Annotated in this window: 24 protein-coding genes and 1 pseudogene; 12 read left to right on the top strand and 13 right to left on the bottom strand. The window is 71.6% G+C overall.

Features of this window, described 5'->3' with window-relative positions:
• From AVW11_RS25445 to AVW11_RS25470, 6 genes and pseudogenes are all read right to left on the bottom strand, one after another.
• Window positions 1-483 (bottom strand): annotated as a pseudogene (locus tag AVW11_RS25445) (type VI secretion protein); the annotation flags it as partial.
• A gap of 2 nt (window positions 484-485) precedes the next feature.
• On the bottom strand, window positions 486-1907 hold the full coding sequence (locus tag AVW11_RS25450; protein ID WP_030856018.1) for an ATP-binding protein: 1422 nt from the start codon (window positions 1905-1907) through the stop codon (window positions 486-488).
• Between the two features lie 18 nt (window positions 1908-1925).
• Window positions 1926-3488 carry an SCO6880 family protein gene (locus AVW11_RS25455; RefSeq protein ID WP_030856016.1) on the bottom strand — a complete coding sequence of 521 codons (1563 nt, stop codon included), beginning with the start codon at window positions 3486-3488 and terminating at the stop codon, window positions 1926-1928.
• Complete coding sequence (locus AVW11_RS25460) at window positions 3485-4795, bottom strand: hypothetical protein (protein ID WP_076046120.1); 1311 nt, start codon at window positions 4793-4795, stop codon at window positions 3485-3487. Before AVW11_RS25460 ends, AVW11_RS25455 begins: the two co-directional genes overlap by 4 nt.
• Window positions 4785-5615, bottom strand: coding sequence for a hypothetical protein (locus tag AVW11_RS25465; RefSeq protein ID WP_076046122.1), 831 nt, complete (start codon window positions 5613-5615; stop codon window positions 4785-4787). Before AVW11_RS25465 ends, AVW11_RS25460 begins: the two co-directional genes overlap by 11 nt.
• A 103-nt stretch (window positions 5616-5718) precedes the next feature.
• The gene (locus AVW11_RS25470; RefSeq protein ID WP_008742356.1) at window positions 5719-6027 is read right to left on the bottom strand and encodes a hypothetical protein; all 309 of its coding nucleotides are present in this window, start codon (window positions 6025-6027) and stop codon (window positions 5719-5721) included.
• Window positions 6028-6779: 752 nt separating this feature from the next.
• Here AVW11_RS25470 and AVW11_RS25480 point away from each other — a divergent pair.
• The 3 genes from AVW11_RS25480 (at window position 6780) to AVW11_RS25490 (ending at window position 10213) form a co-directional block, all read left to right on the top strand.
• Window positions 6780-7949 (top strand): alpha/beta fold hydrolase, encoded by a 1170-nt coding sequence (locus AVW11_RS25480; RefSeq protein ID WP_079250784.1) that lies wholly within the window; start codon window positions 6780-6782, stop codon window positions 7947-7949.
• A 510-nt stretch (window positions 7950-8459) separates the two neighbouring features.
• A complete protein-coding gene (locus AVW11_RS25485; RefSeq protein WP_030855246.1) occupies window positions 8460-9086 on the top strand; it encodes an RNA polymerase sigma factor in 627 nt (208 codons plus the stop codon).
• Window positions 9086-10213, top strand: a complete 1128-nt coding sequence (locus AVW11_RS25490; RefSeq protein WP_060178897.1) for a CU044_5270 family protein — start codon at window positions 9086-9088, stop codon at window positions 10211-10213. The genes AVW11_RS25485 and AVW11_RS25490 overlap by 1 nt, the downstream gene beginning before the upstream one ends.
• A 173-nt stretch (window positions 10214-10386) precedes the next feature.
• Here the strand turns inward: AVW11_RS25490 and AVW11_RS25495 are convergent, their stop codons facing one another.
• Complete coding sequence (locus tag AVW11_RS25495; protein ID WP_076046126.1) at window positions 10387-11214, bottom strand: pentapeptide repeat-containing protein; 828 nt, start codon at window positions 11212-11214, stop codon at window positions 10387-10389.
• Window positions 11215-11561: 347 nt separating this feature from the next.
• Here AVW11_RS25495 and AVW11_RS25500 point away from each other — a divergent pair, with 347 nt between their 5' ends.
• The 5 genes from AVW11_RS25500 (at window position 11562) to AVW11_RS25520 (ending at window position 16888) form a co-directional block, all read left to right on the top strand.
• The gene (locus AVW11_RS25500) at window positions 11562-12170 is read left to right on the top strand and encodes a LysE family translocator (RefSeq protein ID WP_030855241.1); all 609 of its coding nucleotides are present in this window, start codon (window positions 11562-11564) and stop codon (window positions 12168-12170) included.
• A 51-nt stretch (window positions 12171-12221) separates the two neighbouring features.
• Window positions 12222-13037 carry a thioesterase family protein gene (locus AVW11_RS25505; protein ID WP_240528260.1) on the top strand — a complete coding sequence of 272 codons (816 nt, stop codon included), beginning with the start codon at window positions 12222-12224 and terminating at the stop codon, window positions 13035-13037.
• 61 nt (window positions 13038-13098) lie between these two features.
• On the top strand, window positions 13099-14862 hold the full coding sequence (locus AVW11_RS25510; protein ID WP_076046128.1) for a serine/threonine-protein kinase: 1764 nt from the start codon (window positions 13099-13101) through the stop codon (window positions 14860-14862).
• 85 nt (window positions 14863-14947) lie between these two features.
• Complete coding sequence (locus AVW11_RS25515; RefSeq protein ID WP_030855235.1) at window positions 14948-15955, top strand: C40 family peptidase; 1008 nt, start codon at window positions 14948-14950, stop codon at window positions 15953-15955.
• A gap of 204 nt (window positions 15956-16159) precedes the next feature.
• Window positions 16160-16888 carry a phosphatase PAP2 family protein gene (locus AVW11_RS25520; RefSeq protein ID WP_076046130.1) on the top strand — a complete coding sequence of 243 codons (729 nt, stop codon included), beginning with the start codon at window positions 16160-16162 and terminating at the stop codon, window positions 16886-16888.
• Between the two features lie 138 nt (window positions 16889-17026).
• Here AVW11_RS25520 and AVW11_RS25525 read toward each other — a convergent pair whose 3' ends face one another.
• Together AVW11_RS25525 and AVW11_RS25530 are read right to left on the bottom strand one after the other, a co-directional pair.
• Window positions 17027-17215, bottom strand: a complete 189-nt coding sequence (locus tag AVW11_RS25525; RefSeq protein ID WP_060178902.1) for a hypothetical protein — start codon at window positions 17213-17215, stop codon at window positions 17027-17029.
• A gap of 119 nt (window positions 17216-17334) precedes the next feature.
• Window positions 17335-17559: a hypothetical protein gene (locus tag AVW11_RS25530; protein ID WP_076046132.1), complete on the bottom strand. Its 225-nt coding sequence runs from the start codon at window positions 17557-17559 to the stop codon at window positions 17335-17337.
• A gap of 129 nt (window positions 17560-17688) precedes the next feature.
• Between AVW11_RS25530 and AVW11_RS25535 the strand changes: the two genes are divergently transcribed.
• Together AVW11_RS25535 and AVW11_RS25540 are read left to right on the top strand one after the other, a co-directional pair.
• Complete coding sequence (locus AVW11_RS25535) at window positions 17689-18522, top strand: SCO4651 family lipoprotein (RefSeq protein WP_076046134.1); 834 nt, start codon at window positions 17689-17691, stop codon at window positions 18520-18522.
• A 136-nt stretch (window positions 18523-18658) separates the two neighbouring features.
• Window positions 18659-18844 carry a hypothetical protein gene (locus AVW11_RS25540; protein ID WP_037834568.1) on the top strand — a complete coding sequence of 62 codons (186 nt, stop codon included), beginning with the start codon at window positions 18659-18661 and terminating at the stop codon, window positions 18842-18844.
• 100 nt (window positions 18845-18944) lie between these two features.
• Here AVW11_RS25540 and AVW11_RS25545 read toward each other — a convergent pair whose 3' ends face one another.
• Window positions 18945-19307: a metal-sensitive transcriptional regulator gene (locus AVW11_RS25545; protein WP_030855227.1), complete on the bottom strand. Its 363-nt coding sequence runs from the start codon at window positions 19305-19307 to the stop codon at window positions 18945-18947.
• A gap of 196 nt (window positions 19308-19503) precedes the next feature.
• On the opposite strand from AVW11_RS25545, the gene AVW11_RS25550 reads away from it, so the two are divergent.
• Window positions 19504-20124 carry a DUF47 domain-containing protein gene (locus AVW11_RS25550; RefSeq protein WP_029382179.1) on the top strand — a complete coding sequence of 207 codons (621 nt, stop codon included), beginning with the start codon at window positions 19504-19506 and terminating at the stop codon, window positions 20122-20124.
• A 5-nt stretch (window positions 20125-20129) separates the two neighbouring features.
• The gene (locus AVW11_RS25555; RefSeq protein WP_030855223.1) at window positions 20130-21128 is read left to right on the top strand and encodes an inorganic phosphate transporter; all 999 of its coding nucleotides are present in this window, start codon (window positions 20130-20132) and stop codon (window positions 21126-21128) included.
• Between the two features lie 272 nt (window positions 21129-21400).
• Here the strand turns inward: AVW11_RS25555 and pstB are convergent, their stop codons facing one another.
• From pstB to pstC, 3 genes are read right to left on the bottom strand one after another with little or no spacing between them, the layout of a single operon-like run.
• Complete coding sequence (gene pstB, locus AVW11_RS25560) at window positions 21401-22177, bottom strand: phosphate ABC transporter ATP-binding protein PstB (RefSeq protein ID WP_030855221.1); 777 nt, start codon at window positions 22175-22177, stop codon at window positions 21401-21403.
• A gap of 29 nt (window positions 22178-22206) precedes the next feature.
• Window positions 22207-23289: a phosphate ABC transporter permease PstA gene (pstA, locus tag AVW11_RS25565; protein WP_030855219.1), complete on the bottom strand. Its 1083-nt coding sequence runs from the start codon at window positions 23287-23289 to the stop codon at window positions 22207-22209.
• Window positions 23289-24278, bottom strand: coding sequence for a phosphate ABC transporter permease subunit PstC (gene pstC, locus AVW11_RS25570; protein ID WP_030855217.1), 990 nt, complete (start codon window positions 24276-24278; stop codon window positions 23289-23291). The genes pstA and pstC overlap by 1 nt, the downstream gene beginning before the upstream one ends.
• Between the last annotated feature and the right edge of the window lie 71 nt (window positions 24279-24349).

The following is a 24349-nucleotide window of genomic DNA, read 5'->3' on the forward strand; positions in this document are numbered from 1 at the left end:
GGGGGTGTGGGGGCCGGGGGCTTGCGGCTCGGACGGCGGCGGGGTCGGCTGGGGTGGGGTGGTTGCCAGGATCGGTGCCGGCTTCGACGGGGTTTCTGCGGCGGGCGGGTGTTGGGCCTGGGCTCGGCGGGCCTTGGTGCGGGCCACGATGCCGATCACGAAGACCGTCAGGACGAAGAGGACCAGCAGCTGGCTGACGAACAGGCCCCAGAACAGCCCCCAGCCGGACAGGGCTGCGGGGTCGGTGTCGGGCCAGGCGGCCGGGAGGTCGTGCGGTTGCGCTATCAGGGCGCGGACGGCCGTCGGGGTCCGGGTGAAGGTGACGGTGCCGGGCCAGGAGCCCTTGGCGAAGAGCGCGGCCAGCCCGGTGGCCGTCCAGACGAGGACGGCCAGGCCGAGGAGGAAGGCCAGCAGGGCGACCAGCAGGCCGTCCGGGATTCCGCCGCCGCGCGCGGAGGGCTCCGTACGTCGTGCGTCGTGCATGGTCAGGCCACCGTGGTCGCGGATCCGGGGCTGCCGCTGCCGCGGCTGCGTTCGATGGACAGGGCGCGTTCCTCCGCTTCCAGTTCGGCGGCGAGGAGGTCTGCGGGCAGGTGGGCCGGGGTGGAGGACTCGGTCATGGCGCGGTCGGTGAAGACCAGGGGGCGTTCGGCTTCGGTGATGAGGTGTTTGACGACCTGGACGTTGCCGTTGACGTCCCAGACGGCGATGCCGGGGGTGAGGGTCGGGATGATCTCCACGGCCCAGCGGGGCAGGCCCAGGACCCGGCCGGTGGCGCGGGCCTCGTCCGCCTTCTGGGCGTAGATCGTTCGGGTCGAGGCCATCTTGAGGATGGCTGCGGCTTCGCGGGCCGCGGCGCCGTCGACGACGTCGGAGAGGTGGTGGACGACGGCGACGAAGGACAGGCCGAGGCGGCGGCCGAACTTCAGGAGGCGCTGGAACAGCTGGGCGACGAAGGGGCTGTTGATGATGTGCCAGGCCTCTTCGACGAGGAAGATGCGCTTCTTGCGGTCGGGCCGGATCCAGGTGTGCTCCAGCCACACGCCGACGATCGCCATGAGGATGGGCATGGCGATGGAGTTGCGGTCGATGTGGGAGAGGTCGAAGACGATCAGTGGGGCGTCGAGGTCGATGCCGACGGTGGTGGGGCCGTCGAACATGCCGCGCAGGTCGCCGTCGACGAGGCGGTCGATGACGAGCGCCACGTCGAGGCCCCAGGCCCGGACATCGTCTATGTCGACGTTCATGGCGAGGGCGGACTCGGCTTCGGGGTGGCGCAGTTGTTCCACGATGTCGGTCAGGACGGGCTGGCGGTCCCGGATGGTGTCGACGACGTAGGCGTGGGCGACCTTGAGGGCGAAGCCGGCGCGTTCGTCGAGGCCGTGGCCCATGGCCACCTCGATGATGGTCCGGAGCAGCGCGAGCTGGCCGGTCGCGGTGATGGCCGGGTCGAGGGGGTTGAGGCGGATCCCGGAGTCGTTGGCGGCGATCGGGTCCAGGCGGATGGGGGTTATCCCCAGCTGCTGGGCGATCAGGTTCCATTCGCCGACGCCGTCCTCGCCCTGGGCGTCGAGGACGACGACCTGGCGGTCCTTGAAGCGGAGCTGGCGCAGGACGTACGTCTTCTCCAGGGCGGACTTGCCGTTGCCGGACTCGCCGAGGACCAGCCAGTGGGGGGCCGGGAGCTGCTGGCCGTACAGCTGGAAGGGGTCGTAGATGTAGCCCTTGCCGCTGTAGACCTCGCGGCCGATGATGACGCCGGAGTCGCCGAGGCCGGGGGCGGCGGTGGGCAGGTAGACAGCTTGCGCCTGCCCGGTGGAGGTGCGTACGGGCAGGCGCGTGGTTTCGACTTTGCCGAAGAGGAAGCTGGTGAAGGCGTCCGTCAGCGCTGTCATGGGATCTCGCATGGGCGGCTTTCCCTCCAGCTAGCGTCGGATGCCGGTGGCGAACGGCAGGGTGTTGACGAAGGCGCGGTGGTGCTCGCGGTCGCACCACTCCAGCTTCAGGTAGGACTTGCCGGCCGAGGCGCGGATGGTGCGCTTGTCGCGGGCGAGGGCCTCCGGTGAACGCGAGGACACCGTGATGTACCCGACCAGGTTGACTCCGGCAGCGCCGCTGGCGAGATCTTCACCCCTCTGGTCGAGTCGGCCGTGGGCGGCGATGTCGCGGGGGTCGACGGTGCGGTTCATCTTGGCGGCGCGGGAGGCGTCGGCCTCGTCGTTGGTCTTCTCGGTGAGCATGCGCTCGATGGCGACCTCGGTGGGCTCCAGGTCCATGGTGACGGCGACGGTGCGGATGACGTCGGGGGTGTGGACGAGGAGGGGGGCGAGGAAGTTCACGCCGACGGGGGTCATGGGCCATTCCTTGACCCAGGCGGTGGCGTGGCACCAGGGGGCGCGGGTGGAGGACTCGCGGGTTTTGGCCTGGAGGAAGGTGGGTTCGACCGCGTCGAGTTCGGCGGGCCAGGCGTTGCGCTTGGTCATGGCCTGGATGTGGTCGATGGGGTGGTCGGGGTCGTACATGGAGTGCACGAGGGAGGCGAGGCGGCCCTGGCCGAGGGGCTGGCGGACGCGGATGTCGGCCTCGGCGAGGCGGGCGCAGATGTCGGTGAGCTCGCGGGCCATGACGATGGCGAGGCCGGCGTCGCGGTCGAGCTTGCGGCCCTTGTGGGGGGTGGAGGCGCGGGCGATGGTCACGGCCTCGGCGGCCAGGTCGCGGGTGTAGTGCATGCAGGCGACGAGGTAGGCGCGGTGCTGCTCGGAGGAGGTGGACACCATCGACTGGAGCTGGTCGTAGGAGTCGCGGAGCCAGACGGGGGCCTGGGTGTCGCCGCGCTGGGCGACGTCCTTGGCGTGGGCGTCGGGGTCGGCGGGCAGGGTGCGGGCGAGCATCTGGAGGCGGGTGACGAAGCCGTCGCCGTTGGCGACGTGCTTGAGGAGGGTGCCGAAGCGGTCGACGAGGGCTTCCTGGTCCTCGCTGTCGCGCAGGCCGACGCCGGGGCCCTCGATCTCGATGGCGGCGGTGACGGTGCGGCGGTCGGCGTGGAGGAGTACGGCGATCTCGTCGGGGCCGAAGGGGGCGGCGAGCCAGCTGATGCGGCCGATGCCCGGGGGCGGGCCGACCTCGACCTCGCGGCCGTCGGCGGCGCGGACGCCGGCTTCCATGGCGCCGGAGCGGTAGGTGGTGCCGCGGCGCAGGGTGCGCTTGTAGCTGCGGCTGATCTCGAACCAGCGGTAGAAGGTGCGGCCCTTGTACGGGACGTACACGGCGGCGAGCGCGAGCATGGGGAAGCCGACGAGGCTGACGATGCGCAGGGTGAGGTCGGGGACGAGTAGTCCGCTCATCATGCCGAAGAACGCCCCGGTGATGATGAGGGCGATCTCGCCGGTCTCGCGGTTCTTGCCGACGATCGCGTTCGGCCGGGCGCGGCCGATGAGATACGTGCGGCGGGGCGCGACCGGGTGCAGCTGGTGGGACTGGGACGTCAACGCCCGTCACCTCCTGTGTTCCTCGTGCTCGAGCTCGTGCGGGGCGGGGGTGCGGCGGAGGGGACAGATCCGCCGCCGCCCCCGCCGCCGGAGGTGGGGCGGCTGCTGTGGGCGGCCACGCCTCCGGAGAGGGGGTTGGCGGGGCGGGGAGCGCCTCCGCCGTCGCCTCCGTGGTGGGCGCCGCGGCTGCTGTGGGTCTTGATGCCCTGGGAGACGAGGGAGGCCGGGGAGCTGATGACGGCGGCGGCCTGGGCTCCGTCGGTGGCCTTGCTGCGGCCGGCGCGGGCGGAGGCGATCTCGTCGCCGAAGCCGGGGACGAAGCGGTAGATCATCGCGGAGGCGAAGATCGCCAGGAGGATGATGGAGAGGCCGGTGACGACGGCGGAGAAGGCGTTCGGGCCTTGTTCGCCGGTGAGGGCGCCGGCGAGGCCGAGGACGATGACGATGACCGGCTTCACGAGGATGACGGCGATCATGATGCCGGCCCAGCGGCGGACGTGGCCCCAGAGGTTTCGGTCGACGAGCCCTGAGTAGACGACGACGCCGAGGAGGGCGCCGACGTAGAGGAGGGCGGCGCGGATGAAGAGCTCGAGGAAGAGGATGCCGGCGGCGAGGACGGTGACGAGGGCGACGACGATCAGCATGATCGGGCCGCCGCCGATGTCGTCGCCCTTCTTGAGGGCCTCGGAGAAGGAGCCGAAGAAGACGTCGGTCTGGCCGCCGGTGGCGGAGGCGATGACCTCGGTGACGCCGTCGGTCGCGGAGACGACGGTGTAGAGGATCAGGGGGGTGAAGGCGGAGGCCAGGACGGTGAGCCAGAGGAAGCCGATGGCTTCGGAGATGGCGGTGGTGAGGGGGACGCCGCGGACGGCCCGCTTGGCGACGGCGAAGAGCCACAGGACGAGCGTGAGGATGGTGGAGGCGGCGAAGACGACGGCGTACTGCTTGAGGAAGGTGGCGTTGGTGAAGTCGACGTTGGCGCTGCCGTTGACCGCTTCGCTGAGCTTGGTGACGATCCAGGCTGCGGCGTCGGCGCAGCCCTTGGCCAGGGAGGCGAGGGGGTTGAGGGCGTCGGCCGGGTCGCTGGGCGCGAGGCCTGTGCGGGGAGTTCCGCTTTCGCCGCGCTCGCAGTACTCCTTGGCGGGGCCGGCGATCAGCGAGCACGGGTCCTTGCTCGCGCTCGGCGAGGGAGTGGGTGTCGGGTCCGGCGCGGCCGCCGCCCGTGCCGCGAGGAGGACGACCGCGGTCTGGACGGCCGCGGTGACCGCGCCGACCTTTCGGAGCGAGGGCCGGTTGCTACCGGGCATAGGTGAACCCTCCGAATTCGGTGACCGCGCTGCCGATCTCGTCCGAGGTGGAGACGGGGACGTCGCCGGTGACCGGCGTGGGTCCGTCCTTCTGCGAGGTTTCGACCACCTTCCAGTCCGAGCCGTTCCACTTGAGAGTCATTGAGATCGTGAACCAGCTGCTGGTGACGGGGCGCGTGGACTTGTCGCCGGTAAGGCCGAACATGCCGATGCACCACACATCGACTGACGCGGATCCGGCGGAGAAGTTTTTGACTTTGGCGCCCGCCGGGATGGTGCGGTTGACGAAGGTGGAACCAGTCGGCGCCAAGCCGTCCTTGGTGAGACCGATCTGGGCGAGCAGGCCCGCCGAGTAGTCGGCATCGAAAGCGGCCTGGAGTCTCGTGCGGCTGCTCTCCTCCGCCATGGCGTCCACGATGGAGTGGCGCCGCGCCGGGTTGAACATCCCGTCGGAGCCCAAGGCCACCGCGTAGTTGGCGGCGGCCGATTGGGCGCCCTGTTCGTCCTGGGCGAAGCCCTTCGGGATGCCGGCGGTTTTGCCGGTGACCGGGTCCGTGCCCGTGGCGGCTGTGGAGGCGGCGGCCGGGGCGTCGTCCGAGGGGCGGTCGTCAGGGGTGTCCGGGGACTGGTTGGCGAAGGCGATGGCGGCGATCAGGAGGACCACCACGCCGACCACGGTGACCAGGCTGCGGGGGGCGCGGGAGGTGCGGCGGGTGGGCCCGTACGGGTCGGCGGGGGCTTCGGGGAGGCGGGTGCGGGTCTGGCCCGTGCCGCCGACCTCGCCGTAGCCGGCGCCGCCGTACTGGTCGTCGTTGCTCATTCCGTTTCCGCCCCCTCCGCGTCGTACGACGGTAGCGCTGGTTCCCGCGTGGATGCGGTGTGGTGAGCTCCCGTCAGGTCGGGGCCACCGGTGGTCGGTCGGGCTAGACGGCCATTCCGTAGACGATCGTGAAGAGGGTGCCGAGGGAGCCGATGATGAAGACGCCCGTGAGGCCGGCCACGATCAGGCCCTTGCCCTGTTCCGCGCTGAACGTGTCGCGCAGGGCGGTCGCGCCGATGCGCTGTTTGGCCGCGCCCCAGATGGCGATGCCGAGGCAGAGGAGGATCGCCACGGCCATGACCACCTCGATCATGACCTTCGCCTCGTTGCCGAGGCTGCCGAACGGCCCCCAGTTCGGGGCGATTCCGCCGATGATGGTGGTGATGTCGCCCTTTTCAGCTGCCAGGATCATGTAACTCACCGCCCCTGTACGGGTAGTTCCGGATGCCCGCTGCCCGATGGCAGGGGTCACGCACTATCTTCGCTGATGAAACCGCCGCCGTCGTCGACTTGTCGGCTCTCTTTACCCGATCTCGCGGCCCGCGACCGGCTTCCGCGCTCTGACCTGGGCCGGACTGCCGTCCGTGCGCGAGAACGTGCGGTCACTCTGTGTATCACGGGGGGTGACGCCGGGCAATGATTGTCCTCTCGGCGTACGGGGGGTGGGGCGAGGGGCCGCCGTTCGGAGCAGTGGGGTCGCGTGTCGTTGGGCCGACTCGCTGACATATGTCCGACATTCCGTCAGTAGTCCATTCGCGTGCGGGGCGCTGCGGGCGAAGCTCCGCGTCACGGGGAGTACGACGCGGGTGGTGAGGGATGGGTTCCTCGATCGGGGCGGGCGCCGGCGCCTGCGGTACGGCTTGTCCGGCGCGGGGCTGGGGGGCGAAGCGTGGGGCGCCGTGCCGCCGGGGCCGCCGGGCCGCCGGGGGCGATGTCGGGCGGAATAGGGGGTGGCGCTGGCCCGCCGTGGGACGTGCGTCGGCTACGGAGCGCGCCGACCGGTGCCTACGCGCTGACAGACCCGGCCGACCGCCGGCAGACGCTGGGTCATCCGCGGAACGCCTTCTGCCTGAAGGCGCTCACCACCGTCGGCGTGGTCTTCGAGACCGCGTGCAGGGTCGTGGCCGCCGCGTTGTTGTCAGTGGGGTGCGGCAGGCTGGAGGGATGACGACTCCCTGGACTCTTGCGGATCTCGAGGCGGCCATTCGGGCGGGATGGTCCGCCGATACCACCGAGCCGACCGACAACAGCCGGGTGCCCTGGACTCCGGAGAATCCGGCCTGGGGGCAGTGTGACATCACGGCCCTGGTCGTGCAGGACCTCGTGGGTGGGGACCTGGTGCTGGGCGAGGTGTTCCACGAAGGCCGACAGGAGGGCTACCACTGGTGGAACCTCCTGCCCGGCGGCATTCGGGTCGATCTGACGCGGGAGCAGTTCCGGCGGGGTGAGACGGTCACGCCGGGGCGTGTGGTGAAGCGGCCGGGCGGGCGGCTGAACCGGCGCTGGGAGGAGTACCAGCTGCTGCGGCAACGGGTCATCGACAAGCTGGGGCCGCTGCCGGGGGTGATGGTGACGCAGGACGGGCGGCGCCTGGCCTACACCGACTTCGGCGGGCCCGGAGCGCCGCTGCTGGCACTGCACGGGCATTTCGGGTCGCGGGCCGCGTTCGAGCGGCTGGCCCGGGAGGTGGGCCCGGCCTGGCGGGTGATCGCCCTGGACCAGCGCGGGCACGGGGATTCCGACCGGGCGGGGGAGTACACGCGGGAGGGGTACGTCGCGGACGCGGCCGCCCTGCTGGAGCATGTGGGGCTCGGTCCGGCGGTGGTGCTGGGGCATTCGCTGGGCGGGGTCAACGCCTACCAGCTGGCTGCGCGGCGGCCGGATCTCGTGCGGGCGGTGGTCGTCGAGGACATCGGGACGGTGGTCGACGACGACCTGTCGTTCGCGCGGGCGTGGCCGCGGCGCGCCGAGACCCGGGCCGGGTTCCTGGCGGGGGTGGGCAGCTCGGCGCCGTATCTGCACGAGTCGGTACGGGAACATCCGGACGGCTGGGGGCCCGCGTTCGAGGTGGAGGACATGGTGGTGTCCCAGCAGGAGCTGAACGGCGACCACTGGGGGGACTGGCTGCGGGTGCAGAGGCCCACGCTGCTGGTGCGGGGGGACCGGAGCGGGGTGCTGTCGGCGGAGCACGCCCGGGAGATGACGGTACGGAGGGCGGGGGTGCGGCTGGTGGAGCTGCCGGCGGGGCACGCGGTGCGGGAGGGGGACCCGGAGGGGTACTTCGCCGCGGTACGGGGCTTCCTGGCGCGGGTCGGGCGGGGGGCCGCTGCCTGATCGCTGCCGGGGCGCTGCCGCTGGGTGATCGCCGGGGCAGGCGGCCGGGCGGCGGCGCAGCGGCTGAGGTACGCCAGGGCCACCGCTTGGGGCGCCGAGGCTCCGGGCGGCCGGGACGGCCGGGGCGGCATGGCCGCGGGGCGGGTGTGCTGTGGGCACCCGTGCCGGGGGCGGCCATGCGGGAGTCGGCGCGGCTCTGTTCCCGGTCGCCCGTGAACTGGCTGTCCGGCCGTCGGGGTGTCGGGGCGGGGTCCGCTGCGGGGATGGGTGCCGGGGGCGGCCATGGGGGAGTCGGCGTGGCTGTGTTTCCGGTTGTCTGGCGATCCGGTCGTCGGGGCGACCGGCCGGCCCGGTGCTGCCCCGACGTTCTGACGTCGTGGCGGGAGGTGTGGCCCCGTGGTCGGGGGCGGCGGGTGGTTCGTAGGGTGCTCGTGGGCCGTACGGTCGCGTGACGCAGGTCACGGGAACTCCCTCGTGGGTGCCGGACAGCCGACAGGAGTGACCACAGAGATGCGAACTCGGGTGCGGTCCGGAGATCCGGACGCCTATGCGGAGCTGTTCGACAGCTACTCCCGCACCCTCTACAACCATGCCTTCCGGATGACCGGGGACTGGGCCGTCGCGGAGGACGTCATGTCGGCGGCCTTCATGGAGGCGTGGCGGCTGCGCGGCACGGTCGATCCCGAGGGCGGCTCCCTCCGGCCCTGGCTCCTGGGGATCACCACCAACCTGGCCCGCAACCACTGCCGCAGCAACCGACGCTTCCGGGCCGCCGCGGCCGCCGCAGCGGCGGCGGCGGCTTCCGCGTCCGTGCCCGACCACGCCGAAGAGGTCGCCGGCCGGCTCGACGACCGGCAGCAGATCGCGGCCACGCTGGCGCAGTTGAGTGCGCTGCGCGGGCCCGAGCGCGAGGTCCTCCTGCTGTGCCTGTGCGAGGGCCTGGAGTACGCCGAGGCCGCGCGGGTCCTCGGCATCCCCGTCGGAACCGTGCGCTCGCGGCTGTCCCGGGCCCGTACGAAGCTGCGCAAGCTCGCCGACGCGGAACTGAAGAAGAACAGACGGGAACCCGCCGCCCGGTCCCGACAGACATATGACGACCGCGCGAAGACGGTCCGGTCCGCACAGGAGGGAATCTGATGAACGCCGACCTTTCCCGGCGCCACCCGGCCGGCCGGGAGGAGAATCCCCTCCCCCTGCCGTTCGCCGAACGGGAACTGCCCGCGGGCCGCCACCGGTTCCACAAGGAGCGACTGATGGCCCAGATCCACGAAGACCTCCGTGCCGCCGACGCCCACCCCGGCATGACCGCCCCCGCCCCCGCCCGTACGGCGAGGCCGCGCCGGCTCTTCCTGAACCGTGCGTTCCTCGTGCCCGCCGCGGCCTTCGCCCTGGCCGGAGCGCTCGCCGCCGGCTTCCTCACCTACGTGGACCGGGGCGCGGCGGACGGCCGCGGTTCCACGATCGCCACGGGTCCGGCGATGACCACCCGCATCGGGACCGCCGACGACGGCAAGGGTACGCCGCAGCTCCTGGACCGCATCTCGCTGGCGGCCGCCTCGACCGGTGGTGGGGCGAAGGTGCGCGCGGACCAGTTCATCTACATCGGCAGCAAGACGGCCACCACCTACGTGAAGAGCACCGGGGACAAGAACACCCTGGTCAGCGAAGAGCTGCACATGCGCCACCAGTGGAACTCCCCGGACGGCCGCGACGGCTGGCTGATCGAGCCAGGCAACACCGGTCCGAAGGGCATGACCCTGGGGGGGAAGAACGAGAAGGGCGAGACCCCGACGCCGTACCTCAACGCGCCGAGCTACGACTACCTCGCCGGGCTGCCCACCGATCCCGACGTGCTGCTGAAGAAGATCTACGAAGAGACCCGGGGGATGGGCCGCGCGCCCGACCAGGAGGCCTTCACGACGATCGGCGACCTGCTGCGCTCCAGCTATCCGCCGGCCGAGCTCACGGCCGCGCTCTACAAGACTGCGGCGAAGATCCCCGGTGTGGTCGTCGTGGACGACGCGGTCGACGCCGCGGGGCGCCATGGGATTGCGGTCGCCCGGCTCGACGAGACGAGCGGGCAGCGGGAGGAGTGGATCTTCGATCGGCAGACGCTGACGTACCTCGGTGAGCGGGTTGTCCAGGTGCAGGGTGAGGCCGGGGAGGGGGGACTGATCAAGCCGGGCACGGTCGTCGCCACCACTGCCGTGATGACGCGGACCGTTGTGGACCGGATGAAGGAGATCCCGCCTTCGGCCGGCTGACCCTTCGCCTGCCGCGGGCTCGGCGGATTCCGGCCCCACGGGCCCCACGGGCCCGGGCCCGTGGGGCCCGTGGGGCCGGCGCCCGTGGGCCGGGTGCGGCGCCGTTGCGGGGGCCGTGCCCCCGGGCCCCCGCGCCTCGGACGCCGGCGGGGCTGACGGCCTGGCGGGCTTGGTCAGGTCCAGTGGGTGGGGCGGGTGAGGGTGTCGGGGATGTGGGTCTTCGGGTCGCCGTGGGCCGCGTTCAGCTGGGGCTGGGTGAGGAAGACGGCTCCGCGGAGGTCCGCGCCGCGCAGGTTCGCGTCGCGGAGGTCGGCGCCGATCAGGTCGGCCGTGCGGAGGTCGGCGCCGGAGAGGTCGGCGGCGATCAGATAGGCGCCGCGGAGGTTCGCGCCGCGCAGGTTCGCCCCGGAGAGGCGGGCGCCCATCAGGTCGGCGCCGCGGTGGTTCTTCCTGCGGCCCGGCACCTTGGACCGTACGAGCTCACTGGTCTTGAGCAGCAGGGTGTTGACGCGGCCGCGCAGGGCCGCGACGTCCAGGGCGGCGAGGGCGCCGGCGTCGGCGCGCGTCCACTGCTCCGTCTCGGCGAGCAGGCGGCGCAGGTCGGGGTGGACGGGGGCCGCGTCGGGCAGGGCCAGGGCCTGGTCCACGTAGAAGAGCAGTTCGTGCAGTTGGCGCATCACCGGGAAGACGTCGAACATCTCCGCCCGGGTCTCGGGCCGGGTGCGCCAGTCGCGGCCGCCGAAGGTGACCTGGGAGACCTGCTGGCCCGCGCCGAAGCAGTCGAAGACGGTGCAGCCCTGGAAGCCCTGGTCGCGCAGCCGGGTGTGGATGCCGCAGCGGAGGTCCTGCCGGAGGTTCTTGCAGGGGGTTCCGGCGGGCTTGTTCACGGCGAAGTCGTTGGATTTCGCGAACGGCAGGGCGACGCAGCAGAGCGCGAAGCAGTTCGCGCAGTCGGCCTGGAGGAGGGGGAGGGGCCGTGGCAGGGGCAGACTCTGGGGCACGTCCTCATTGTCCCCGGTCGGAGGCGGGCACGTCGCATCCGGTGGACGCTCCAGGGCACGCCGTCGGCCGTCTCGGCCGTCTCGACCCGTCTCCACCGCGAGCCGAGTTTCTCGTGGACGCGCAGCGCCGCCGCGTCAGGGCCGCCTCGTCGAAGCCGAGGTGCCCGAGCGGGGAGACCGCGGTGGGCCGGGCGGCGGGCGCGGGACCGGCTGCGCGGGACGGGGGTTCTCGGCCGGGCGGCCGGGCGGACGGGGCGCAGGGCGGGCGGCTGCGGGAGGTCCGTGCGCCAAGTGGGCGCCGCGGAAGAGGGGTTGATCGCGAGGGAGGCGGCGGCGAGCATCGCCGTATGACAGAAGTGATCGCAGTCGCCGTCATCACCCTGCTCGCAGTGATCAGCCCCGGCGCCGACTTCGCCATGGTGGTCCGCAACAGCTACCTCTACGGGCGGCCCACCGGGTTGTTCGCCGCCGCCGGAGTCGCGGCCGGAGTGCTGGTCCACGTCTCGTACACGATGCTGGGGGTCGGTCTGCTGATCGCCTCCTCCACCGCGCTGTTCACCGTGATCAAGCTGGCGGGTGCGGCCTACCTGGTGTGGATCGGGATACGGACCTTCCGGGCGCGGGCGGAGGTGACCGTGGACCTGGAGTCGAAGCCGGGCCTGACCCGGCTGGGGGCGATGCGGTCGGGGTTCCTGACCAATGTGCTGAACCCGAAGACGACGCTGTTCGTCGTGTCGACCTTCACGCAGGTCGTCGATCCGGGTACGCCGCTGTGGCAGCAGGCGGGCTACGGGCTGTTCATGTCGGCGGCGCACCTGGGCTGGTTCGGGGCGGTGGCGGTGTTCTTCTCCGTCTCCGGGCTGCGCGAGCGGATGCTGAAGGCGCAGAAGACGCTGAACCGGGCCATCGGATCGGTGCTGGTGGGGCTGGGGGTGGGGCTGGGGTTCGCCCGGTGAGCGGCGGAACGGGGCTGGTGCCGCTGGTTACCTGTCGGTAGCGTGCAGGGCATGGGCACAGGCACAGGCATGGGCATGGGCACCGGCGAGGGGTTCTTCGAGCGACGTGATGCCGGGCGGTTCGCCGCCACCGAGTACACGCGCGGGCCGTGGGACGCGGGCTCGCAGCACGCCGGCCCGCCGGCCGCGCTGCTCGGGCGGGCCGTCGAGGAGCGGCCCGGTGCGCGCACGGACATGCGGATCGCCCGGATCACGTACGAGATCCTGCGCCCGGTCCCGATCGGCGAGCTGGAGGTCACCACCGGCGTGCTGCGCTCCGGGCGCAGCACCGAGGTGGTGGAGGCCGCGATCGGCCCGGTGGGCGCCGCGCCGGTGATGCTGGCGCGGGCCCTGCGGATCCGGGTCGCGGAGGAGTCCGTACCGGCCGTGGTGAGCGGGCCGCAGCTGCCGGCGCCGGGGGAGGTGGAGGTGACCCCCTTCTTCCCGGTGCCGTGGGAGACCGGCTACCACTCGGCCATGGAGACCCGGTTCACCGAGGGCGCGTTCGTCGAACCGGGGCCCGGCACCTGCTGGATGCGGATGAAGGTGCCGCTGATCGCCGGGGAGGAGACCCGGCCGTTGGACCGGGTCCTGATCGCCGCCGACTCGGGCAACGGGATCAGCGCGGTGATGGACTTCGGGCGCTACGTCTTCGTCAACAGCGACCTGACCGTCCACCTGCACCGCCATCCGGTGGGCGAGTGGGCGTGCGTGCAGGCCCGCACCCACGTGGACGCGGCCGGCATCGGGCTCGCCGACGCGCAGCTGCACGACGAGAAGGGCCCGATCGGGCGGAGCGCGCAGAGCCTGTACGTGGCGCCGCGCTGACCCCCCGCGCGAGGGCAACCCCGTTGCGGTGCAACGCAGTCGGTATGGCAGCCTCGTGCGGATGGACGCACTGAGGGGGACCGACCCGGCCCGCATCGGGGAGCACACGCTGCTGGCCAGGCTCGGGGCCGGAGGCATGGGACAGGTGTATCTCGGCCGGTCGCCCGGCGGGCGCCTGGTCGCGGTCAAGGTGATCCGGGACGAGATCACCGGGCACCCGGAGGCGCTGGCGCGGTTCCGGCGGGAGGCCGAGACGGTGCGGGCGGTCCGGTCGGCCTACACGGCGAACCTGATCGACGCCTCGCTCGCGGCCCCGCCGTACTGGCTGGCCACGGAGTACGTGGCCGGCCCCACCCTGGGCCGGGCGGTCGCGACGCGCGGGGCGCTGCCGGCGGACACCTGCCTGCGGCTGTTCGCGGCGCTGGCCGAGGGGCTGGCGAGCGTGCACGCGTACGGGGTGACGCACCGGGACCTGAAACCGCAGAACGTCATCCTGGGCGCGCAGGGACCGCAGCTCATCGACTTCGGCATCGCCAAGGGGGTCGGGGCCACCGCGCTCACCCAGGACGGGCAGGCCCCGGGCACGCCCGGGTTCACCGCGCCGGAGGTGCTCGTCGGCGGCGGGAGCGGGGACGGGAGCGGGGACGGGGACGGCCCCGGGGGCGGCAAGGCGGACGTCTTCGCCCTGGGCGCGACGATGGCGTACGCGGCGACCGGGCGCCCGCCGTACGGGACGGGCGACGCGGCGACGGTGAGCTACCGGGCGGTGCACGAGCCGGTCGACCTGGCCGGGGTGGAGCCGGGTCTGGCGGCGCTGATCGGGGCGTGCGTCGCGAAGGACCCGGCGGCCCGGCCCGGCCTGCCGGAGGTCATCGCCCGGTGCGGGGTGCGGGACGCGCTGATCGACGATCCCGTCTACCTGGGGCTGGGCACGCTGGGCGAGGCCGTGCCGGTGCACGAGATGCGGACGCAGGGGCCGGGCCTCCCGTACGGCTACACGCCGACCGACCTCGCGGTCGCGGCCCCGGGCACCGCTCCGGCCGAGGCCACGGCGCGGCGCGGGCGGGCGGGGATGTGGGTGGCGGCGGTGGCGGTGGTCGCGGCCCTGTCGCTGGCCGCCTGGAAGCTGGTCCCGTTCGGCGGCGGGGACGGCGAGGCGGGCCGGGGCGGGGACGCCTCGGCGGGTGCCGCGGGCACGCCGGGCCGGACCCCGGGCGCCGCAGGCGCCGGCGGCACGCCTGCTGCGACGGGAGGCGTCGGCGCCACGCCTGCCGCGAGCGGGGGCCCCGCCGGCAAGCCGCCGGCCGAGTACATCGAGGGCAACCGGATCTCGCGCTACTTCTGGCTGCCTTCCACCGACCCGGAGCGCGCGGCGCACGGCACCGGCGCGTGCAACCTGGGGGTGGAGCAGAAGCCGCCGGGTGCGGACTTCCAGGCGGGCGCCGAGGTCGTGGGCAAGTCCGTGAAGATCAGCATGCGCGTCAAGTACGCCGAGAGCAGCCCGACCAAACCCGATCCGTACTACGTGTCGGTGGCGGTCAGGGCCCCGCACGACCTCGACCCGCAGACCGGAAAGCCGTTCCCGATGGACAACCGGTCCGTGGGTTTCACCAGCAAGCCCGTCGACATCTACGGCAAGTGGAAGACGGGCGAGTACCTGACGCTCACGTACCCGGACGACTTCGCGGAGCACGTGAACGGCAAGACGTACCCCGGCGTGCCCCTGGCCAACGACCCGGGGGACTGGACGCTGGTCTTCTATCACGTCGAGGATGACCCTGCGCAGTACGCGAGCTTCCACTGCACGGGCTTCCGGGTGGAGTAAGTGGAGTAGCGGATCCGTCGACACGGGCGATTCGCACGTGAAAGCGACGGGCATGGGGGAGGGTTGACGGGTGCGTAGATTCTGGATGGCGGGCGGGATCGGGATCGGGCTGTGTCTGACCTTCGTGGCACTCCTCGTCGTGGGGACGTACTCGGCGGCGGCGGGGCTCGTGGGATCGGGTGCCGGCGGCCGTGCCGTGGGCCTGACGAAGGGGGCGGTGCCCGCGAAGTACCAGGCGCTGGTGGAGAAGTGGGGCAACCTCTGCCCGGCCATCAGCCCGCCTCTGCTCGCCGCGCAGCTGTACTCCGAGAGCGGCTGGAACCCCAGTGCCGTCAGCCCGGCGGACGCGCGGGGCATCGCGCAGTTCATCCCGGGCACCTGGGCGGGCCACGGCATCGACGGGGACGGCGACGGGGACCGGGACATCTGGGACCCGAACGACGCCATCCCCTCGGCCGCTTCGTACGACTGCCAGCTGGCCCAGGACGTGAAGAGCGTGCCGGGCGACGCGACGTCGAACATGCTGGCCGCCTACAACGCCGGCGCCTACGCCGTCATCAAGTACGGGGGAGTGCCGCCGTACAAGGAGACCCAGGGGTACGTGAAGGCGATCACCACGCTCGCGAAGAGCTTCGCGCGGCCCGTGGGGCGGGTGGCGCCCTCGCAACAGGCCGCCGGTGCGATCTACTTCGCGCAGAAGCAGCTGGGCACGCCGTACCTGTGGGGCGGCAACGGCACGCCCGACCAGGGCGGGCGGTTCGACTGCTCGGGGCTGACCAAGGCCGCGTACGAGACGGTCGGGATCGAGCTGCCGCGTGTGGCCAACGACCAGTACAACGCCGGTCCGCACCCCTCGCGCGACGAACTGCTGCCCGGGGACCTGGTGTTCTTCTCCGATGATCTGACGAACTCCCGGGAGATCCGGCACGTCGGGCTCTACGTGGGCGGCGGATACATGATCAACGCCCCGTACACCGGAGCGGTCATCCGCTTCGACAAGATCGACACGCCCGACTACTTCGGAGCGACCCGCGTGACGAAGGACGGTGCGGAGTCCCTCCCGCAGCGGTCCGGTACCGGCCGGCCGTCCTAGCAACTCTCCGTGATGCAAAGGCCCTGAGCTGCGACGGCCAGTCACTCTTCGATAACGTTGCCGTGATCATTCGGTGGAGAGTGGAACCCGGCTGTCGGAGCGGGCGTTCCATCAACGCGGGGGTTGATCAAGTGGGTGTCGAAGGGGCGCACACCCGGGTGCGCCTGCGGGGGAACCACGGCAAGAGCAAGGGGCCGCGTCACCATGGCTGGACTCACGACAGGTGGGCCGAACGTGGATGTCAGCCTGCTGTACGAGGTCAACGGAGCGGCCCGGCGGGCCCCCGCGTGGCTGGACACCGCCGTGAGCCTGGCCGGTGAGTACGGGGTCCTGCTGGCCCTGGTGCTGCTGGTCCTGTGGTGCTGGCGCGGCGCCCGCCGACAGGACGAGGCCGCCGCCGTCGAGTCTTTCACCGCGCTGGTGTGGGCGCCCCTCGCCGCCGGCCTGGCCCTGCTGGTGAACGTGCCGCTGCGTGAACTCGTCGGCCGGCAGCGGCCCTTCCGCCAGCACGAGGGGCTGCAGGTCCTCGACCCCGGCTGGGGCGTGGGACTGGGCAACACCGAGTTCTCGTTCGTCAGCGGACACACCACCGTCGCGATGGCCCTGGGCGTGGGCCTGTTCGTCGCCGACCGGAAGTTCGGGATCCTGGGGATCGGGCTGGCCCTCGTCGAAGGACTCTGCCGCGTCTACATGGGCGTCAACTACCCGACGGACGTGATCGGCGGGCTCGCGCTCGGCACGGCCGTGGTCCTCGTGCTCGCGCCGCTCACGCTGGCCCTGCTGAGCCCGGTGGTGCGGGCGGTGGCCGGCTCCCGGCGGTTCGGGCGGCTCGTACGGGCCGGAGGCCGGGCGCATGCCCTGCCGGTCGACCTCGCGCAGCCCCGGACCCCGCCCGCGGGCCGGCGCCCCCAGGACAAGGACCTCGCCGCCTGACGCAGGGCCCGGCCGGGACGCGGCGGGGCTCTCAGCCCGTCCCGTACGAGTCCCACACGGCGAGCAGCGCCGCCGTCAGCAGGCAGAGCGCGGCCACCCCGAAGCACACCAGGACCGCCCGCGGGCGGGGTCGGGGCGTCACCGGTCCCCCGCCTCGGTGTCGCCCTCGCGGCGGTGGCGGGCGCGCGGCCACAGCCCGGTGGCCGGGGCGGCGCCGGCCGGGCTGTCCGCCGGGCCCACGGGTCTGGCCCGGGCCGCGGCGGCCGGGGCGAGCGCGATGAGCACGACCCGGAGGAGGGTGGCGAGGCGGGCTGCGGAACCTGGCATGAGTCAAGGGCATCCGCTGCGGCGTCCCCCGGCCAGCCGGGCCGTCCGAACGGGCGAGGGGGCGTCGGAGGAACGCGAGAGGGATGCCAGCGGGATGCCAGAGGGGCGCCGAAGGGGCCTCAGACGGCGCCTGCCGCCTCGTGGCCTGCGGCGTCCTTGCGGGCCAGGTCGCGCGAGCGGCGGGCCGGTCCCTTCCAGCCGCAGGAGCAGACGGCCAGGCAGAACGATCCGCGGTCGGCGGTGGATGTGGTGTGGGAAGTCTGCGGCTGCGGCTGCGACGGCGGCCGCGGAGGCGCTACGGAGTCGAGCGGAGGGACCGGGGTCGCGTCGATGTGCGGTTCCACTTCTCCACGGTACCGGGGGCCTGCGGGGGCGGGGAGGGTGCCCCCGTGACGGGAGACCCGGGGCCTCGTTAAGCGGAGCGGGTGGGGGCCTCGGGCAAACAGCGGTCACGCGTTGGGGGTTGGCAGGCGATGGTGGTTCACCGGCACAAGCGGCTGCGCGGGCGCGCGGCTGAGGTGGTGCTCGCCGCCGGAGTCACCCTGGCGGTCACGGCGACGAGCGGGTGCGCCGGAGGCCACGGGAGCGACGACCGGTCCCCGGCGGAAGCGGCCTCGGTGGTCCGCGGGGCCGCCGACGCCCTGGCACCCGCGGGCAGCGCCCGGGTCCGTACGGCCATGGAGATGGCCACGGGCGGGACCCGGGTCACCATCCGCGGTGAGGGCGGCGTCGACTTCAAGAAGCGGATGGGGCAGCTCCTCGTGCTGCTCCCCGCCGATGTGAAGGGCGAGGACGAGCACCGGCCGATCACCGAGCTTCTCGTGCCGGGCGCGCTCTACATGAAGAACCGCGGCGCGGGCGTCCCCGCCGACAAGTGGGTGCGCGTCGACACCACGACCCTCGCCGACGGGAACCTGGTCACCGGCGGGGCCACCGACCCGCTGATCGCGGCCGAGCTGCTGCGGGCGGCGCAGGAGGTGACGTACGTCGGGGAGACCGAGGTGGCGGGCACCAAGGTGCGGCACTACCGGGGCACCACCGACATCGGGCGGGCCGCGGCGAGCGCGTCGGCGGAGCTGCGCGGGGCGCTGGCGGCAGCGGCGAAAGGGTTCAGCAAGGACACGGTGCCCTTCGACGCGTACCTGGACGAAGAGGGGCGCCTGCGGAAGGTCCGGCACCGCTTCACCTACGTCAACAATGGCGTGATCGATGTGTCATCGACCACGCTGCTGTACGGGTTCGGGACGCCGGTCACCGTCGTCTTGCCTGCGAGCAGGGACATTTACGCCGGAAAGATCGCCGACTAGTGGGGCGGGCGGTCCGGGGGCGGCGCGATCGGGCCATGGCCGGGTATCCGGAAATGGTCCATCCGTGTCATGCGGGGGGCCGGGCGTCCTCCCTACGCTGAGAAGCCGGGCGCCGGCAGGTGGTGCGGCATGACCGATGACGGCCGGTGGCCGGTGGCAGACAGAGGTGACACGCGTGACTCCCGCAGGCGGTACGACGGTGCAGGACCACGTGGCGCTCGCCGAGATCGAACTGTGCGGTGAGCTGATCATCGCCGCGTCCGCGGCCGCCGAGGACCGGCTGAGCCTGGACCGCATCGACGAGGTCCTGCTGGGCCGCTAGCCGGACATCCGCCGGACGCCCACCGGCCCGTCACGGGTGCCGCTCCGGGCCCCGCAGCGCGACGTCCCGCGGCGGGGGCCGGGCGGGTCAGGTGCCCGGGTCAGGTGCGCAGGAGCCGTGCGATGGCCTTGGTGGCCTCCTCGACCTTGGCGTCGATCTCGGCCCCGCCCTTGACCGCGGCGTCGGCGACGCAGTGGCGCAGGTGCTCCTCCAGCAGCTGGAGCGCGAAGGACTGGAGCGCCTTCGTGCTCGCCGAGACCTGGGTGAGTATGTCGATGCAGTAGACGTCCTCGTCGACGAGCCGCTGGAGGCCGCGGATCTGCCCCTCGATCCGGCGCAGCCGCTTGAGGTGCTCGTCCTTCTGGTGGTGGTAGCCGTGGACGGCCGCGGCGTCGTGGGAGGTGCCGGGGGTGGCCGCCGCGCCGGACACGGCTCCGGAGCCCTCCGCCTCGATGGTCGTCATAGGTTCTCCCGTGGTCCGGAACGAGGGGGGTGGATACCCCTCATGGGTATAGGGTACCGGGCTCCCGCCCGGCTGGCAGGGGCTCGTGGTCCTCACTCTGCCTGATGGAGGACACTGGGGAACGGCCGGTTAGCCGTGGCAGGGGGATGCGCCTAGCATCAGCCTGACCGAATCCGATGCACCCCGAGGACCTCACGTGCGATTTCGTCTGACCCCCAGGGAGACGAGCTTCTACGACATGTTCGCCGCATCCGCGGACAACATCGTCACGGGCTCCAAGCTCCTGATGGAACTGCTCGGAGCGGACGCCTCCGCCCGGGCCGAGATCGCGGAACGGATGCGGGCGGCGGAGCACGCGGGGGACGACGCGACCCACGCGATCTTCCACCAGCTGAACTCCTCCTTCATCACGCCGTTCGACCGCGAGGACATCTACTCCCTGGCGTCCTCGCTCGACGACATCATGGACTTCATGGAGGAGGCCGTCGACCTCGTCGTCCTCTACAACATCGAAGAGCTCCCCAAGGGTGTCGAGCAGCAGATCGAGGTCCTGGCGCGGGCTGCCGAGCTGACCGCCGAGGCCATGCCGCACCTGCGCACGATGGACAACCTCACCGAGTACTGGATCGAGGTCAACCGGCTGGAGAACCAGGCCGACCAGATCCACCGCAAGCTGCTCGCGCACCTCTTCAACGGCAAGTACGACGCCATCGAGGTGCTGAAGCTCAAGCAGATCGTCGACGTGCTCGAAGAGGCGGCCGACGCGTTCGAGCACGTCGCGAACACGGTGGAGACCATCGCGGTCAAGGAGTCCTGAACCTCGTGGACACCTTCGCTCTGGTCGTGACCATCGGTGTCGCGCTCGGTTTCACGTATACGAACGGTTTCCACGACTCCGCGAACGCGATCGCGACCTCGGTCTCGACGCGTGCGCTGACCCCGCGCGCCGCCCTCGCGATGGCCGCGGTGATGAACCTCGCCGGCGCCTTCCTGGGCAGCGGGGTGGCCAAGACGGTCAGTCAGGGGCTGATCGAGACGCCGCACGGCTCCACCGGCATGTGGATCCTCTTCGCGGCGCTGGTCGGCGCGATCGTCTGGAACCTGATCACCTGGTACTTCGGCCTGCCCTCGTCCTCCTCGCACGCGCTCTTCGGCGGCATGGTGGGCGCGGCCCTGGCCGGCGGCACGGAGGTGATCTGGTCGGGCGTGGTCGACAAGGTCGTCATCCCGATGTTCGCCTCGCCGGTCGTCGGCCTCGTCGCCGGCTACCTGGTGATGGTGGTCATCCTGTGGATGTTCCGCCGGTCCAACCCGCACAAGGCCAAGCACGGCTTCCGCATCGCGCAGACCGTGTCGGCCGCCGCGATGGCGCTCGGCCACGGCCTGCAGGACGCGCAGAAGACGATGGGCATCGTCGTGATGGCCCTGGTCATCGCCGACGTGCAGAGCTCCGACGCGCCGATCCCGGTATGGGTCAAGGTCGCGTGTGCCGTGATGCTGTCGCTGGGTACGTACGCGGGTGGCTGGCGCATCATGCGCACGCTCGGCCGCAAGATCATCGAGCTGGACCCGCCGCAGGGCTTCGCGGCGGAGACCACGGGCGCCTCGATCATGTTCGGCTCGGCCTACCTCTTCCACGCGCCGATCTCCACCACCCACGTGATCACCTCGGCGATCATGGGTGCGGGTGCGACCAAGCGTGTCAACGCGGTGCGCTGGGGCGTCGCCAAGAACATCATCCTGGGCTGGTTCATCACGATGCCGGCCGCGGCTCTGGTGGCCGCCGTCAGCTTCTGGGTCGTGAACCTGGCCTTCGGCTAGGGCGGCTGCCGGCCCCTGCTGGGGGTCCGGGGGTCATCCCCCGGGGGATGCGGTATCACGATGCCGGCCGCGGCTCTGGTGGCCGCCGTCAGCTTCTGGGTCGTGAACCTGGCCTTCGGCTAGGGCGGCCGCCGGCCCCTGCCGGGGCGGCGGCCGTACGGGCACGAAAGCGGGCCGGCTCCCCCCACCCAGGGGGAGCCGGCCCTCTTTCTTTCTTCCGCCCTCGCGGTGGCACCGCCATGCAGCACCGCGGGACGCTCTCACATCTCGCTTTAGCCGAAGCGGCCCGAGATGTAGTCCTCGGTCGCCTGCACGGACGGGTTCGAGAAGATCCGGTCCGTGTCGTCGATCTCGATGAGCTTGCCGGGCTGGCCGACCGCCGCGAGGTTGAAGAAGGCGGTGCGGTCGGAGACGCGGGCGGCCTGCTGCATGTTGTGCGTCACGATGACGATCGTGAAGCGCTCCTTGAGCTCGCCGATCAGGTCCTCGATCGCCAGGGTGGAGATCGGGTCGAGGGCCGAGCAGGGCTCGTCCATCAGCAGGACCTGGGGCTCGACCGCGATGGCGCGGGCGATGCACAGACGCTGCTGCTGGCCGCCGGAGAGGCCGGAACCGGGCTTGCCCAGGCGGTCCTTGACCTCGTTCCAGAGGTTGGCTCCCTGGAGGGACCGCTCGACTATGTCGCTCAGCTCGGACTTCTTGAAGCTGCCGTTCAGCCGCAGGCCCGCCGCCACGTTGTCGAAGATCGACATGGTGGGGAAGGGGTTCGGGCGCTGGAAGACCATGCCGACCGTGCGGCGGACCGCGACGGGGTCCACGCCGGCGCCGTACAGGTTCTCGTCGTCCAGCATCACCTTGCCCTCGACGCGGCCGCCGGGGGTGACCTCGTGCATGCGGTTGAGGGTGCGCAGGAAGGTGGACTTTCCGCAGCCGGAGGGGCCGATGAAGGCCGTCACCGAGCGGGGTTCGACGGTCATCGAGATGTCGTCGATGGCCTTGTGGCTGCCGTAGAAGGCGGACAGTCCGCTGACGTCGATTCGCTTCGCCATGGGGGTCACTTCGCTTTCATACAGTCGCGTCAGCGACCGGTCTTCGGGGCCTTCCAGCGGGCGATGCCGCGGGCCACCAGATTGAGGATCATGACGAAGGCGATCAGGACGAGCGCTGCGGCCCATGCCCGGTCGTAGGAGGCGTCACTGCCGACCTTGTACTGCTCCCAAATGTAGAGGGGGAGCGAGGACTGGGCGCCTTCGAAGGGGTTGCCGTTGATCAGCTGGGAGCCGAAGACCAGCAGCATGATCGGGGCGGTCTCGCCGGCGATGCGGGCGACGGCCAGCATCAGGCCGGTGGAGATTCCGCCGATGGCGGTGGGGAGGACGACCTTGAGGATCACGCGCCACTTCGGCACACCGAGGGCGAGGGCGGCCTCGCGCAGCTCGTTCGGGACGAGCTTGAGCATCTCCTCGGTGGAGCGGACCACGACCGGCATCATCAGGATCGACAGGGCCATGGCGCCGGCGAAGCCGGAGGGGCCGAAGCCGAGCATCAGGTTCCAGGTCGTGAGGATGAACAGACCCGCGACGATGGAGGGGATGCCGGTCATGACGTCGACGAAGAACGTCACGGCCTTGGCGAGCTTGCCCTTGCCGTACTCGACGAGGTAGACGGCGGTCAGCAGGCCGATCGGGGCCGCGATCAGGGTGGCCAGGGCGATCTGCTCGATGGTGCCGAGCAGGGCGTGGTACACGCCGCCGCCCTCGTCGAAGCTGGTCACGCCATTCATGGAGTGGGTGAGGAAGTTGCCGTTCAGCAGCTTCAGGCCGCGGCTGATCGTGGTCCACATCAGCGAGAGCAGCGGGATGACCGCGAGGACGAAGCAGACCCAGACGAGGGAGGTCGCGACGCGGTCCTTGGCCTGGCGGCGGTTCTCGACCACCGCGCTGGCGGCGTAGGTGATGCCGATGAACAGCAGGGAGGCGATGAGCCCCCACTGGATCTTGCTGTGCAGGTCGAAGGCGAGGCCGATGCCGCTGCCGAGGGCGATCGAGAGCGCCGCGATGCCGGCCGGCGCCCAGCGGGGCAGGCCGCCGCGGGTGAGGGAGGCGGGGGCGGCGGACTTGCGGGCCCGGGTGGGCCGCTGGTCCTGGAGTGTGTGGCTCATCAGGCGTTCGCCCCCGAGAAGTCCTTGCGGCGAGCGATGATCAGGCGAGCTGCACCGTTGACCAGCAGGGTGAGCAGGAAGAGGACGAGACCGGAGGCGATCAGCGCGTCCCGGCCGAACTCGTTGGCCTCGTCGAACTTCGCGGCGATGTTCTGCGCGAAGGTGCCGCCACCCGGGTTCAGGATGTGGCCGGAGATCAGGAAGCTCGGGGAGAGGACGGTCGCGACGGCCATGGTCTCGCCGAGGGCGCGGCCGAGGCCGAGCATCGAGGCGGAGATGACGCCGGAGCGGCCGAAGGGCAGCACCGACATCCGGATGACCTCCCAGCGGGTCGCGCCGAGGGCCAGGGCGGCCTCCTCGTTCATGCGCGGGACCTGGAGGAAGACCTCGCGGCTGACACTGGTCACGATCGGCAGGATCATGATCGCGAGCAGGATGCCGACGGTGAAGAGCGAGCGGGCGACGCCGACCTGGGTCTTGTCGAAGACGTAGGTCCAGCCCAGGTACTCGTCGAGCCAGAGGTTCAGGCCGTTCAGCTGCGGAACGAGGAAGAGGGCGCCCCAGATGCCGTAGATGATCGACGGTACGGCGGCCAGCAGGTCGACCACGTAGGCGATCGGCGCGGCCAGCCTGCGCGGCGCGTAGTGCGAGATGAACAGGGCGATGCCGACAGCGATCGGAACCGCGATGGCCATCGCGATGATCGAGCTGACGACGGTGCCGAAGAGCAGGACGGCGATGCCGAAGACGGGCGGGTTGGCCGACGCGTTCCAGTCGAAGGTGGTGAGGAAGTTCCCCTCGTTCTCCGACAGGGCGATCGTGGCGCGGTAGGTGAGGAAGGCGGCGATCGACGCCATGATCACCAGGAGCAGGATGCCGGATCCCTTGGAGAGCCCGGCGAAGATCTTGTCGCCGGCGCGGCCGGTGGACCTTCCGCTCTTGGCGACAGGCGGAGCCGTGTCTATCTGGGTGGGTGTGGTGGAAGCCATGGTCTTTCCGGTCTGTGTGGGGGGCGAGCCCCCTGGCGGCGGTGCACCGGATTCCCCCGGGTGGAGGGGAA

The organism is Streptomyces amritsarensis (genome assembly GCF_001953875.1).
Classification (GTDB): domain Bacteria; phylum Actinomycetota; class Actinomycetes; order Streptomycetales; family Streptomycetaceae; genus Streptomyces; species Streptomyces amritsarensis.